Genomic DNA, 13,816 nt, shown 5'->3' on the forward strand with positions numbered 1-13,816 from the left:
TGCGCATTTCGGCCCCGGCTTCATGTTCTCCGTAAGCAAGCAGGCTAGGCACCCCATTCAGTCGAGAAACGACTTGGCCTTCATGGTGGCCGGGACCGGCACGCCGAGGCGCGCTAGCACAGTCGGCGCAAGCTGCAGCTGGTTGAGCAGTGTATCGGCCTCCGGACCCTTGCCCAGTCCGAAATAATACAGAGCAAAATCCTGCATCTCGTCGTCATGGCCGCCATGATGGCCGCGATCGGTCTGGCCGTGATCGGCGGTGACGATCACCTCGTAGCCGGCTTCTCGCCAGCGCGGCAGGAACGTGGCGAGCATGCCGTCCATCGCATAAACGGCATGGTCCATCTCATGGCAGTCGTGGCCGAAGCGGTGGCCCATCGAATCCAGTGTGCAGGTGTGCAGGATGCCGTAATCGATGCCGTGGCGTCTGGTCAGCATGGTCAGCGTCGCGAACAGGTCGACGTCGCTCGGCGTCATCTGGTTTCGGGCATTGTAGCCGGTCATGGTGTGGAACCGGCCATGCGTGATCGGCCCGCCCGGCTCGTCGAACTCCATGTCCTCGACCAGATCGAACGGAGAGGCCCGGAAGAATTCTGACCAGTAGGAATGGGTGACCGCGCCGGTCTTGCCGCCGGCCTTGCTGACTTCGGAGAAGATATCAGGTTGCTCGACGCGGAACCGGTTCTCGTTGGTCAAGATGCCATGCACTTGCGGCGCCACGCCGGTGTGGATCGAGGCATAGCAGCAGGCAGAGGTCGACGGCAGCACGGAGCGCATCTTCCAGATCCGCGCTTCGCCCGATTGCACCCAGCCTTCGAGATTGCCCATCAGCCGGCGCCAGTTGCGGTAAGGCACGCCGTCGAGGATGATCAGCAGAAGTTTTGTCGTCAGCGCCACCGGGATGTTTAATTCCCGGCACTGGCCATGCGCCGTCCCTTGATCGCCTTTTCCAGCCAGCCGATCTCCATTTCGGGGACTGAGGACAAGAGAAGGTCGGTGTAGGCGTCGAACGGCGGCGCCAGCACCTGGCTCTTCGCGCCGTAGCGCACCACCTCGCCGCGATACATCACTGCAATCGAATCGGCGATCGACTTCACCGTCGCGAGGTCGTGGGTGATGAACAGATAGGCGACGTTTTCCTCCATCTGCAGCTCGAGCAACAGCTTAAGGATGCCATTGGCGACCAGCGGGTCGAGCGCCGAGGTCACCTCGTCGCAGATGATCAGCTTCGGCTTGGCGGCGAGCGAGCGGGCGATGCAGACGCGCTGCTTCTGGCCGCCGGAAAGCTCGGCCGGGTAGCGGTCGATGAAACCCTTGCCCATTTCGATCTTGTCGAGCAGCTCGGCGACGCGGGCGTCACGTTGCCTTCCACGCAGACCGAAATAGAACTCGAGCGGCCGGCCGATGATGGTGCCGACGGTCTGGCGCGGATTCATCGCGACGTCAGCCATCTGGTAGATCATCTGCAACTGGCGCAGATCTTCCTTGGGCCGGTCGGCAAGTCGGTTGGCGAGCGGGCGTCCGTCGAAGGTGACGGTGCCTTGTTCGGGTGGCAAGAGGCCGGTGATGGCGCGCGCCAGTGTCGACTTGCCCGACCCGGACTCGCCGACCACGGCCAGCGTCTGGCCCGGATAGATGTCGACCGAGACGTTCTTCAGCACCTTGATGTGGCTGCGGCCATAGGCGGCGGTGATGTTCTTGACCGACAGGAACGGCGTCGTGCCGGGCTTCTGCTCCTGGTGCTCGATCTCATGCACCGAGACCAGCGCATTGGTGTATTCCTGGCGCGGTTCCTTGATGATCTGGCGGGTGCCGCCCCATTCGACCAGCCGGCCATGGCGCAGCACCATGATCTCGTCCGACACCTGCGCGACGACGGCCAGGTCATGGGTGATGTAGAGCGCCGCGACATGGGTGTCGCGGATGGCGTCCTTGATCGCCGCCAGCACGTCGATCTGCGTCGTCACGTCGAGCGCCGTGGTCGGCTCGTCGAAGACGATCAGGTCGGGCTCGGAGCACAGCGCCATCGCCGTCATCACGCGCTGCAGCTGGCCGCCGGACACCTGGTGCGGAAAGCGTTCGCCGATGCTTTCAGGGTTCGGCAGGCTGAGCTTCTTGAACAGCGCGACGGCGCGTTTTTCGGCTGCGGCCCGTGTCGCCGTGCCATGCAGCAGCGTCGCCTCGACCACCTGGTCCATCAGTCTGTGCGCCGGGTTGAAGGCGGCGGCAGCCGATTGCGCGACATAGCAGACCTCGCGGCCGCGCAGCTTGCGAAAACCCTCCTTGCCGCTCTTAAGGATGTCGCGGCCGTTCAGCATGACCTCGCCGCCGGTGATGCGGACGCCGCCGCGGCCATAGCCCATCGACGCCAGGCCAATGGTCGACTTGCCGGCGCCGGACTCGCCGATCAGGCCGAGCACTTTGCCCTTCTCGAGCGTCAGCGAGACGTCGTGGACCAGCACGATGTTCTTCGGCGCCTCGCCGGGCGGGAACACCGTGGCCTCGATGCGCAGATTGCGGATATCGAGCAGCACGGACTTTGCTCGCTGGTCAGCCATTACCCGCGCCCTCCCTTCAGGCTTGTCGTGCGGTTGAGCACCCAGTCGGCGACAAGGTTGACGGAAATCGCCAGCATCGCGATCGCCGCCGCAGGGATCAGTGCCGCCGCGATGCCAAAGACGATACCATCCTTGTTTTCCTTGACCATGCCGCCCCAATCGGCGCTAGGCGGCTGCACGCCGAGACCGAGGAAGGACAGCGTCGACAGGAACAGCACCGCATAGATGAAGCGCAGGCCGAGCTCCGAAACCAGCGGCGACAACGCATTGGGCAGGATCTCGCGGAAGATGATCCACACGCTGCCTTCGCCGCGCAGCTTGGCCGCCTCGACGAAATCCATGACGTTGATATCGACGGCGACCGCGCGCGACAGGCGGTAGACGCGGGTCGAGTCGAGGATACCCATGACCAGGATCAGCGTCACCAGATTGGTTGGCAGCACCGAGAGCACGACGAGGGCCATGATCAGCGTCGGGATCGACATCAGGAGATCGACAAGACGCGACATAAGCGTGTCGAACCAGCCGCCGAAAACCGCCGCCGAGAAACCAAGGATGGCGCCGAGCGAGAAGGACAGCGCGGTGGCCAGAACCGCGATGAACAGCGTGACGCGGGCGCCGTAGATCATGCGCGAAAGGAGGTCGCGGCCGAGATTGTCGGTGCCCAGCCAATGTGTTGCCGACATCGGTCCCCAGACATCGCCGACGATCTCGCCATTGCCATACGGCGCGATCCAGGGCGCGAAGATCGCCGCCAGCACGAACAGCGCAGTCAGCACCAGGCCGATCAGCGCGGGAAGAGGGATGCGTTTTATATCCAGCACAGCGCGCCCCTTATTTCGGGTGTCTGAGACGCGGATTGGCGATGATCGCCGCTATGTCCGCAATGATGTTCAGGCTGATGTAGACGGCGGCGAAGATCAGGCCGACCGCCTGCACCACCGGCACGTCGCGCTTGGTGACGTGGTCGACGAGATATTGGCCCATGCCCGGGTAGACGAAGATCACTTCGACCACGACGACGCCGACGATCAGATAGGCGAGGTTGAGCATGACGACGTTGATGATCGGCGCAATCGCATTGGGAAACGCATGCCTGCGGATGACGGCGAATGCCGAAAGCCCCTTGAGTTCCGCCGTCTCGACATAGGCCGATTGCATGACGTTGAGGATCGCGGCGCGCGTCATGCGCATCATGTGGGCGAGCACCACCAGCGTCAGTGCCGCCGCCGGCAGCATGATCGCCAGCATGCGTTCGCCGAAAGGCATTCCGTCATAGACCGTCGAGATGCCCGGGAAGATCTGGTACTTCACGGCAAAGAAATAGACGAGCACGTAGCCGACGAAGAATTCGGGAAAGGACGTCGAGGCAAGCGCCAGTCCTGAGATCAGCTTGTCGACCCAGCCATTGCGGTAGCGGACTGCGATCAGGCCGAGGATGATCGCCAGCGGCACGGCCACGACCGCCGCCCAGAAGGCGAGGAACAGCGTGTTCCACAGCCGTCCCCCGATCGACGTCGCAATATCCTGCCCGCTCGACATCGCGGTGCCGAGATCGCCGGTCACGACGCCGCCGAGCCAGCGGAAATAGCGGATAAAGGCCGGGTCGTTGAGCCCGAGCTGCTCGCGCAGATTGGCGAGCGACTCCGGTGTCGCCGACTGTCCAAGGATGGCTTGCGCGACGTCGCCGGGCAGGATTTGGGTGCCGGCGAAGATCAGGACCGATACGGCCAACAGCAGGAGGATGCCCAGCGCAATGCGCTGGGCCACCAGTTTCACGATGGGTGAGGACATATCCGCAAGGCCCGGGCTCAGGCTTCGAGCCAGCACTTTGCCAGAGCGTACCCGTTCATCAGCTCCTGATGCGGATCGTCCACCCAGCCGGCGACCTTGGCGCCCGTCGCGTCGATGAACTGGTTGAACATCGGCAGGATGAGACCGCCCTCGTCGCGAACGAGCATCGCCATGTCGCGATACATCGCCTTGCGCTTGGCCTCGTCGAGCTCGGCACGCGCCGCCAGCACCATCTTGTCGAAATCCGGACGCAGGAAACGCGTGTCGTTCCAGTCCGCCGTCGACAGGTATGCGGTGGAATACATCTGGTCCTGGGTCGAGCGTCCGCCCCAATAAGATGTCGAGAAGGGCTGCTTGTTCCAGACCTCCGACCAGTAGCCGTCGCCGGGCTCGCGCTTGACCTCGATGGTGATGCCGGCCTTGGCGCAGCTCTGCTGATAGAGCTGGGCGGCGTCGACCGCGCCGGGAAAGGCGACATCGGATGTTCTCAGCAGCACCGAGCCGGAATGGCCAGACTTCTTGTAGTGGAAGGCGGCCTTGTCGGGATCGAACTTGCGCTGCTCGATGTCGTCGGGAAAGAGCGGGTAGGACGCGTTGATCGGAAAATCATTGCCGAGTGAGCCGTAGCCTCTCAAGATTTTGTCGAGCATCTCCTCGCGGTCCATCGCCAGCTTCAGCGCCATCCGCAGATCGTTGTTGTCGAACGGCGCGGTGTTGCAGTGCATGATGAAGACGTAGTGGCCGGGTCCCGAATGGTTGCGGATGGTGACGCCGGGCAGGCGCTTGATCAGGTCGACGATCTTCGGCTCGACGCGGTTGATCATATTGACCTGGCCGCCCTGCAAGGCCGCCGTGCGCGCCGTGGCGTCGTTGATGACGATGACTTCGATCTGGTCGGCATGGCCCATCTTGTCGCCCTGCCAGTAATTGGCGAAGCGCTCGCCGCCATGGCGCACGCCGGGCTCGTTGGTCACGATCTTGTACGGTCCGGCGCCAATGCCGGCATCGGGCTTGTCCTTGCCGCCGTTTGGCTGGACGATCAGATGGTAGTCGCTGAGCAGGTAGGGCAGGTCGGCATTGGCCTCCTTCAGCGTCAGCACCACTTCCTTGCCGCTGGCCTTGATGCTCTCGATGCCCTTCATGTAGCCGAGCGCGCCCGACTTCGCCTTCTCGTCCGAATGGCGTTCGAGCGTGGCGGCCACGTCCTCGGCGGTCACCGTCTTGCCATTATGGAATTCGACGCCGTCGCGAATCTTCAGCGTCCACACCTTGGCGTCGTCCGACGAGCCAATCTCCTCGGCGATGCGGTTCTCGAGATTGCCCTCCGGGGACAGCTCGACAATCATTTCGCCCCAGCATTTGCCGAAGGCGAACGGCACCTGCGTCATCATCAGGGCCGGATCGAGGCTGTTGGTGGATTCACCGCCGACCAGGCCGGCCTTCAGCGTGCCGCCCTTGACCGGACCCGCGGCGCGCGCCGCACTTGAAAGCAGCGAGTTGGCGAAGGTCGCGGTGACGCCGAGCGCTGCCGCCCGGCCGAGAAAATCACGACGGCTGAGCTTGCCGGATGCGACGCGCCGGCTAAGGAATTCCAGTTCGTTCGACATGTTGAGTTCCTCACTCTGTTGGTTCGACCTTGTGGTCGTTTTTTATCATTTCTTGTGAGGAGAATAATGACCGCAAGGGAACGCCGTAAGCAAGACCGAATGCGACATGCCGTGGCGTAAATCGTACGTCGCAATTGGACCAATCCGCATAAGCGCTCAAAGCAGAGCGCGCGGGATTTTCTCTTCGAAATTGCGCTCGAAAACCAGTTTCTCGCCTTCATAGGCTTCGATTCTGGCGCTAACCATGAAGCTTTGCGCGTCGGACCGCATTTCGGCTGACGTTTCGGTGCGCACCGACCATCCATTTCGCGACAGCGTTTGCGTCCAATGCGTCTTGCCCGAGGCTGACAGCGGATTGTCGGGATGGATCGCCCATGTCTCTCGCGCGATGCTGCCATTGGCGAGGCCATGCTCCAGATCGCGCACCTCGCCGAAATCGTCGACGATGGAAAGCGTGACGATTCCGGTCTTTTCGTCGCGATCAACATGACGTTCGGAATTGGTGGCGCGGATCGTTTCGGTTGCCCAGGGCGCGGCTGCCTCGGGTGAGGGGAAACCGACTTCGTCGCCTTGCGCCAGCGGGCGCAACGGCAGCATCAGCGTTGCCGCCGACAGGCCAAGCCGGACCGGCTCCGGCGATGGCCAGATCATCGGCCAGTAGGCGTTCGACACGGCAATACGCAGGCGGTGGCCTGATGGTACGCGATAGGCACATTGGTCGAGTACCACCCGGGCGCCGACAGTCTCGCCCGGCACCAGCGCTTGCGGGAATTCGTGCGAGTTGCGGTGCGTCAGGTTGAGCACGCCATAGGAGATCAGCTCCGACGCGCCGTCGGGATGCACGTCGCAGAGCCGGATCGCGATGTTCGCTTGATACCGGTCGGACGAAACCCGGACCAGCACTTCCGGCGCGCCGACAATGTCGATCGCTTCGGTGAGCACCGGCTGGTCGAAACACACCGACAGCGCATCGTCGGGGCGCTGGTCACCGGGCAGTTCCGGGCCGAAGGTGAAGGGAAAATATTCGCCGCCGGCAAGGCCGCAGCTTTGCGGCGAAGCGACGATGATCGGCTTGCGGCCTTCTGGGATCAACTCGATGTCCTGCGTTTTGATCTCAGGCGACGGCCACACCGGTTCCGCGACCCAGCGCCCCGGCCGCTCGGGATGCCAGCGCGCGGGACGGACGCTGTCCATGACATAGGCGCGGTAGGCGGGGTCGGTCTCGACGCCGGTATCGATGTCCTTCAGCCAGCGGTCCCACCAGCGCAAGGCCTCCTGCAGGAAACCGATGCGCGGTTCAGGTGCCGCATAATGCGGGTATTTGTGGATCCACGGGCCGACGATGCCTTTGACCGGCGCCTCGATATTGGCGGCGAGATGGGAAATAGTATTGCGATAGCCGTCATGCCAGCCGCCGATCGACAGCACGGCGGCCTGGATGGCGGAATAGTCCTCGCAGATCGAGCCGCGCTTCCAATAGGCATCGCGGTGCTGGTGCTTCAGCCACAGCGGCGCCAGGAAGGGCTGGTTCTCCAGCCGGGTCAGCCACAGGTCGCGCCATCTGTTGTCGCCGGCCAGCAGCGGGTCCGGCGGCCGCGACGAATAGGACAGCATGGTCGAGGCCCAGCCGAAATTCTCGATCAGCAGGCAGCCGCCCTTGTAGTGGATGTCGTCGGCATAGCGGTCGACGGTCGAGCACAGGCTGATGACCGCCTTCAGCGCCGGCGGCTGCTTGGCTGCAGTCTGCAGGCAGTTGAAGCCGCCCCAGGAGATGCCCATCATGCCGACACTGCCGTTGCACCAGGGCTGGGATGCGGCCCAGGCAATCACATTGCAAGCATCCTGCAATTCCTGCTCGGAATATTCGTCGTCCATCAGCCCTTCGGAATCGCCATTGCCGCGCATGTCGACGCGGATCGAGGCATAGCCGTGGCCGGCGAAATAGGGATGCGTCAGCTGATCGCGAAAGATCGTGCCGTCGCGCTTGCGGTAGGGCAGGTGCTCGAGGATCGCCGGTACCGGATCGTCGGCAGCGTCAGCCGGCATCCACACCCGCGCCGACAGCCGGCAGCCGTCCGGCATGACGATCCCCATGTCCGGATACTCGACGACCTTGCGGGGAAATTCAGTGACGGTTTTCATGCGGGGCTCCTAGGTGGCTGCATGATGGAGCCCGAGCCTGCCGCGTCGTGGGCCAGCCAACGAATTCAGCTGGTCAATCCGCGTCAACTCAGCGGAATGTCGTTTTCGGCCTTGCTCGCCTGGTAGGTATTGGACAGTTCGTCGTAGCGCGCGGCGATCGTGCCGATCCGTGCTTCCAGTCGCTGGCGCTCGGCTTCGGGCAACGACCGCACCAATTTGCGGATCGAAAAACTCTTCCAATAGGCGTTCTCGGCATTGTAGCCGCCGGGGTCGAGGGTGAAGACCTCCTTCAGGATCTTCAGGTCATGCGGGATGGCGAAGCTGTCGCGCGAATCCTCGTGGCTGAACAGATAGTAGAAATTATCGAAGCCGGTCCAGGTGATCGCCGACAGACAGAGCGAACAGGGTTCGTGCGTGGCGAGAAAAATGGCGTCCTTGGTGTCGACGCGCTCGGCCTTCGGCATTTCATAGAACCGCTTCAGGCAGTGCACCTCGCCATGCCAGAGCGGATTTTCCGTCTCGTTGTTGGTTTCGGAGAGCACCAGAGAGCGGTCGTCCTTGCGCAGGATCGCCGCGCCGAACAGCTTGTTGCCATGGGCGACGCCTTCGGCCGTCTTCGGCAGGATGTCATGCTCGATGACGTCGAGCAGGCGGTCGATCAGCGAGACGTCGACCATCACTGGCTCCCGTCGGGGAGGTCGATCTCGTAGGCGTGCGAGAAATGGCACTCTTCGAGATTGGAGCCGTCGCCACCGCGGTCGACGACGAGAAAATCCTGAACCTCGCCGATCGGTGTCAGCACGCCGTGCCACCGATTGCGGGGGTAATTGACGCCTTGCCCAGGCGCGGTGATGAAGGCGTGCGGCTCGCCCGGACCTTCGTCGCCATCATCGCAAACGATGACCAGGAACGGCCGTGGCGACAGCGGGATGAAAGCTTGGCTGCCGAACGGGTGACGCTCAACCATGGTCAGCTTCAGCGGAAATTCGTAAGGCGTGCCGCGCACCATGGAGATCAGCACGCGCGCATTCGGCCCCTGCGCTTCGACGGTGGCGAGGTCATGGTAGCGCTCCGCTCTGCCGCCATTGATCGGGTAGTGGTTTTCGCCGCCCATATCGATGACGTCGCCGAATTCAGCGAAGTTCTCGCGGGTCAGCGGGCGCGCCACAATGCGGCTCATGGCGTGCGCCTCGCGACGCCGGCGCCGCCAAGCTTGGCGTGGCGGTTAACGTCCTTGTAGAGCAGGTAACGGAATTTTCCCGGACCGCCGGCATAGCAGGCCTGCGGGCAGAAGGCGCGCAGCCACATATAGTCGCCGGCCTCGACCTCGACCCAGTCCTGGTTGAGGCGATAGACCGCCTTGCCTTCCAGCACATAGAGGCCGTGCTCCATGACATGGGTCTCGGCGAAGGGGATGACCGCGCCCGGCTCGAGCGTGACGACGGTGATATGCATGTCGTGGCGCATGTCTTCAGGATCGACGAAGCGCGTCGTCGCCCACCGACCGTCGGTGCCGGGCATCGGCGTCGGCGCGATGTCCTGTTCGTTGGCGAGGAAGCCTTGCGGCGTATCTATGCCCTCAACGGCCTCGTAGGCTTTTCGGATCCAGTGGAAGCGGACAGCTTCATCGCTCTCGTTGCGAACGGTCCATCCGCTGGCCGGCGGCAGGAAAGCAAAGCCACCCGGCTGCAGGACATTTTTCTCGCCAGCCAGCAAAACGGTCAGCTCGCCCTCGACCACGAACAAAGCGCCCTCGGCGCCGGCATCCGGTTCCGGCCGATCGCTGCCGCCGCCGGGTGCGACCTCGACTATGTATTGCGAGAACGTCTCGGCAAACCCCGACAGCGGGCGCGACAGCACCCAGACGCGGGTCTTGTCCCAGAATGGCAAGGCGCTGGTGACGATGTCCTGCATCACCCCCCTTGGAATGACGGCATAGGCCTCGGTGAAGACGGCCCGGCCGGTCAGCAGCTCACTCTGGCCGGGGTGGCCGCCCTGCGGCGCGTAATAGGTTCGGTCGGCCATTTTCATCGTATCCATCAGTTCAAAGCCTAATTGCGGAAGCCAAGCCTATTGCGGAAGCATGTCCTTGAGGCGAAGCAGCGCAATGCGCTCGACCTGTTTGCAGGCGGTTTCGAATTCAACGTCTTGGCTGTTGCCGATGCGCGTCTCGAACTCAGCCACGATCTCCGCCTTGGTCTTGCCTTTCACCGCGATGATGAAGGGGAAGCCGAAACTGGTGACGTAGGCGGCATTGAGCTTGGAGAACAGCTCGCGCTCGTCGTCGGTCAGCGCGTCGAGCCCGGCGGAAGCCTGTTCCCTGGCCGATTCCGCTGTCAGCCGCTTGGCCTGCGCCAATTTGCCGGCAAGGTCGGGATGGGCGTTGAGCACGGAGAGCCGCTCGGCGTCGCTGGCGCCGCGAAAGACACGGCACAATGCATTATGGAGGCCGCCGGCACTGTCATGCGGCGGGCCGAGTTCCAGTTCGAAGGCGCGCTCGGCGATCCACGGCGAATGCTCGAACACGCCGCCGAAAGCCTGGACGAAGGCCTCGAATTCCATTTTCGACGGACGCAGCGCCGGCGGCCGGAACGGATGGGTCTGTTGCCAGTGTCTGGCGATGTCGATGCGCCGCGCCAGCCAGACCCTGTCATGCGATTTGACGTAGTCGACAAAACGCTTCAGCGCCGCGACCCGGCCCGGCCGGCCGACGAGGCGGCAGTGCAGGCCGATATTCATCATGCGCGGCCGCCCTGCCTTGCCCTCGGCATAGAGCGTGTCGAAACTATCCCTGAGATAGGCAAAGAACTGGTCGCCCGAGTTGAAGCCCTGCGGCGTGGCGAAACGCATGTCGTTGGCGTCGAGCGTATAGGGGATGATGAGCTGCGGCTTCGCCGATCCGTACGGCCCGTCATGCTCGAACCAGTAGGGCAGTTCGTCGTCATAGGTGTCCGACACATAGTCGAAGCCGCCTTCTTCCGCCGCCAGCCGCACGGTGTTGATCGAGGTGCGGCCGGTGTACCAGCCGGTCGGCCGTGCCCCGGTCACCTCATAGTGCAGCTGGATCGCCGCTTCCATGTCGCGGCGCTCGTCTTCCGGCGCATGATCGCGGTAGTCGATCCATCTCAGCCCGTGCGAGGCGATCTCCCAGCCGGCCTCCTGCATAGCCGCGACCTGGTCGGGCGAACGCGCCAGCGCTGTGGCGACGCCGTAGCAGGTGACCGGCACCTCAGCCTCGGTAAACAGGCGCAGCAATCGCCAGAAGCCGGCGCGCGCGCCATATTCGTAGATCGATTCCATATTCCAGTGGCGCTGGCCGGGCCAGGGTGCGGCGCCGACGATCTCGGACAGGAAGGCTTCCGAAGCCTTGTCGCCATGCAGGACGCAGTTCTCGCCGCCTTCCTCGTAGTTGACGACGAACTGCACCGCGACATGCGCCCCGCCAGGCCATTTCGGATCCGGCGGATTGGCGCCATAGCCGCGCATGTCTCGTTCGTAACGCATTATCGCTCCTGCCGGATGGTGTGATCAGGATAGTCGAAAGGGCTGCTTGCGCATTCCCCAGAAAATTTTGAAAGTGTTTTTGCAGCACTCCGCTCGACCGGGACTTATGCATCGCCTTTAATTGGCGCACAATTCGTCAAATATGTTCGAGTGTACCGGGAATGGGAGCAGCCAGTGGCGGAAACGTCGAAAGCCGAAGGCGGACGTCTGACGACCCATGTCCTCGACACCGCGACCGGCCGGCCGGCGGCAGGCCTGTCGATCGAGCTCTACCGCATCAACGACGACATGCGGACGCATCTGAAGACAGCGGTCACCAATGCCGACGGCCGCTGTGACGCGCCGCTGCTTGCGGACGCGGAATTCCGCACCGGCGAATACGAGCTGGTCTTCGCCGCCGGCGACTATCTGCGCCGGCAGGGATTGAGGCTGCCGGAACCGGCCTTCCTCGACAGCGTGCCGATCCGCTTCGGCATGGCCGAGCCGGTGCACTATCATGTGCCGCTGCTTATATCCCCCTACGGCTATTCGACCTATCGGGGGAGCTGAGACATGACGAGGCTCAAAACACGCAGCGAGATACGCTTCATCCTCAACGGCGAGGATGTCGCACTTGGCACGGTCGCGCCCGACGAGACCTTGCTCGACTGGCTGCGGCTCGAGCGCACGCTACGCGGCACCAAGGAAGGCTGCGCCGAGGGCGATTGCGGCGCTTGCACCGTCCTGGTTGGAAGGCTCTCAGCCGGCCGGCTGGTCTATGAAAGCGTCAACGCCTGCATCCGCTTCCTCGGTTCGCTCGATGGCACGCATGTCGTGACCGTCGAGCATCTGCCTGGCGACGGCGATAGGCTGCACCCTGTGCAGCAGGCGATGGTCGATTTCCACGGCTCGCAATGCGGCTTCTGCACGCCGGGCTTCGTCATGTCGCTTTACGCCCTGTGGATGCGGTCGCCTGAGCCTTCGGATGCAGCCATCGAAAGGGCGCTGCAGGGCAATCTCTGCCGTTGCACCGGCTACGAGGCGATCGTCCGCGCCGCTCGTGCCATCTCCACCTATGGCAAGGCGGCAACGGACCCGTTGGCGGCGGAGCGCAAGGCGATCGCCGAGAAGCTTGCGGCCATGAAAGACGGTGCGCGCATCGAGATCGGCGCCGGCAAGCAGCGCCTGGTCGTGCCGGCCGATGCCGACGACCTCGCCGCCGTGCTCGACAAGGAGCCGGGCGCCACCATCGTTGCCGGTTCGACCGATGTCGGCCTTTGGGTGACCAAGCATATGCGCGATATTGGGCCGGCGATCTTCATCGGCAATCTCGACGGGCTCTGCGCGGTTTCCGAGGATAAGGGCATCATCTCGATCGGCGCTGGTGTCACCTATACCGAAGCTTTCTCAATATTGGCGAAGCGCATACCGGCGCTCGGGCCGCTGTTCGATCGCATCGGCGGCGACCAGGTGCGCAATATGGGCACGATCGGCGGCAACATCGCCAACGGCTCGCCGATCGGCGACACGCCGCCGCCGCTGATCGCTTTGGGTGCGCGGTTGACGCTGCGCCGCGGCAACAAGCGGCGGGCGATCCCGCTCAAAGATTTCTTCATCGCCTATGGCAAGCAGGATCGGCAGCAGGGCGAGTTCGTTGAGGCCGTGCATGTCCCGGTGCCGGGCAGCGACACGAAATTCGCCGTCTACAAGATCACCAAGCGCCGTGACGAGGACATCACCGCAGCGCTTGGCGCATTCCTGCTGACCCTGGCCGGCGACGGCACGGTGGCGGATATCTGCATCGCCTATGGCGGCATGGCGGCAACGCCGAAGCGGGCGGCCGCAGTTGAAGAGGCGCTGCTTGGCAAGCCCTGGACGGAGGCGACGGTCGAGACGGCGATGGCCGAGTACGCCAAAGACTTTACCCCGCTGACCGACATGCGAGCGAGCGCCGAATACCGGGCGCTGGCGGCGCGGAACCTGCTGTTGCGGTTCTTCGCCGAGACCAGCGGCACCAAGGCGCCGATCCAGATATCGCGCCACGAGGCGGCGTGATGAACTTGTATGTCACCTCAGGCAAACAAACAGCCGAACGATCGCGAGTAGCGTCCTTCTTCTCCGCGTTTACGGGGAGAGGATGCCGGCAGGCAGATGAGGGGCGGCGCCGTCCTCGATCGATGTTCGCAAGCTCGTCAACGTCAACGCTGCCCCTCATCCGGCCCTTCGGGCCAC

General features: G+C 63.5%; 12 protein-coding genes. 2 read left to right on the top strand and 10 right to left on the bottom strand.

Annotated features, from left to right (window positions below):
- Nucleotides 1-57: 57 nt before the first annotated feature.
- From BQ8482_RS03665 to puuE, 10 genes are all read right to left on the bottom strand, one after another.
- Nucleotides 58-897 (bottom strand): alkaline phosphatase family protein, encoded by an 840-nt coding sequence (locus tag BQ8482_RS03665; RefSeq protein ID WP_123146303.1) that lies wholly within the window; start codon nucleotides 895-897, stop codon nucleotides 58-60.
- Nucleotides 898-905: 8 nt separating this feature from the next.
- Complete coding sequence (locus BQ8482_RS03670) at nucleotides 906-2,558, bottom strand: ABC transporter ATP-binding protein (RefSeq protein WP_123146304.1); 1,653 nt, start codon at nucleotides 2,556-2,558, stop codon at nucleotides 906-908.
- Nucleotides 2,558-3,382 carry an ABC transporter permease gene (locus tag BQ8482_RS03675; protein ID WP_123146305.1) on the bottom strand — a complete coding sequence of 275 codons (825 nt, stop codon included), beginning with the start codon at nucleotides 3,380-3,382 and terminating at the stop codon, nucleotides 2,558-2,560. Before BQ8482_RS03675 ends, BQ8482_RS03670 begins: the two co-directional genes overlap by 1 nt.
- Nucleotides 3,383-3,392: 10 nt before the next feature.
- Entirely contained in the window at nucleotides 3,393-4,352 is a 960-nt protein-coding gene (locus BQ8482_RS03680; protein WP_123146306.1) for an ABC transporter permease, read from the bottom strand.
- A 17-nt stretch (nucleotides 4,353-4,369) separates the two neighbouring features.
- Nucleotides 4,370-5,959, bottom strand: a complete 1,590-nt coding sequence (locus BQ8482_RS03685; RefSeq protein ID WP_123146307.1) for an ABC transporter substrate-binding protein — start codon at nucleotides 5,957-5,959, stop codon at nucleotides 4,370-4,372.
- Between the two features lie 156 nt (nucleotides 5,960-6,115).
- Nucleotides 6,116-8,101 (bottom strand): CocE/NonD family hydrolase, encoded by a 1,986-nt coding sequence (locus BQ8482_RS03690; RefSeq protein ID WP_123146308.1) that lies wholly within the window; start codon nucleotides 8,099-8,101, stop codon nucleotides 6,116-6,118.
- An 83-nt stretch (nucleotides 8,102-8,184) separates the two neighbouring features.
- Nucleotides 8,185-8,778 carry a nucleoside deaminase gene (locus tag BQ8482_RS03695; protein WP_123146309.1) on the bottom strand — a complete coding sequence of 198 codons (594 nt, stop codon included), beginning with the start codon at nucleotides 8,776-8,778 and terminating at the stop codon, nucleotides 8,185-8,187.
- Nucleotides 8,778-9,281, bottom strand: a complete 504-nt coding sequence (locus BQ8482_RS03700) for an ureidoglycolate lyase (protein ID WP_123146310.1) — start codon at nucleotides 9,279-9,281, stop codon at nucleotides 8,778-8,780. Before BQ8482_RS03700 ends, BQ8482_RS03695 begins: the two co-directional genes overlap by 1 nt.
- Nucleotides 9,278-10,126, bottom strand: a complete 849-nt coding sequence (locus tag BQ8482_RS03705) for a bifunctional allantoicase/(S)-ureidoglycine aminohydrolase (protein ID WP_425294067.1) — start codon at nucleotides 10,124-10,126, stop codon at nucleotides 9,278-9,280. Before BQ8482_RS03705 ends, BQ8482_RS03700 begins: the two co-directional genes overlap by 4 nt.
- 45 nt (nucleotides 10,127-10,171) lie before the next feature.
- A complete protein-coding gene (gene puuE, locus BQ8482_RS03710) occupies nucleotides 10,172-11,605 on the bottom strand; it encodes an allantoinase PuuE (RefSeq protein ID WP_123146312.1) in 1,434 nt (477 codons plus the stop codon).
- Between the two features lie 174 nt (nucleotides 11,606-11,779).
- Here puuE and uraH point away from each other — a divergent pair, with 174 nt between their 5' ends.
- Together uraH and xdhA are read left to right on the top strand one after the other, a co-directional pair.
- A complete protein-coding gene (uraH, locus tag BQ8482_RS03715) occupies nucleotides 11,780-12,154 on the top strand; it encodes a hydroxyisourate hydrolase (RefSeq protein WP_095493926.1) in 375 nt (124 codons plus the stop codon).
- Nucleotides 12,155-12,157: 3 nt separating this feature from the next.
- Nucleotides 12,158-13,639 carry a xanthine dehydrogenase small subunit gene (gene xdhA / locus BQ8482_RS03720; RefSeq protein WP_123146313.1) on the top strand — a complete coding sequence of 494 codons (1,482 nt, stop codon included), beginning with the start codon at nucleotides 12,158-12,160 and terminating at the stop codon, nucleotides 13,637-13,639.
- Nucleotides 13,640-13,816: the final 177 nt, after the last annotated feature.

Origin of the sequence: Mesorhizobium delmotii, from assembly GCF_900149755.1 — a bacterium.
GTDB classification, from domain to species: Bacteria; Pseudomonadota; Alphaproteobacteria; order Rhizobiales; family Rhizobiaceae; genus Mesorhizobium; species Mesorhizobium delmotii.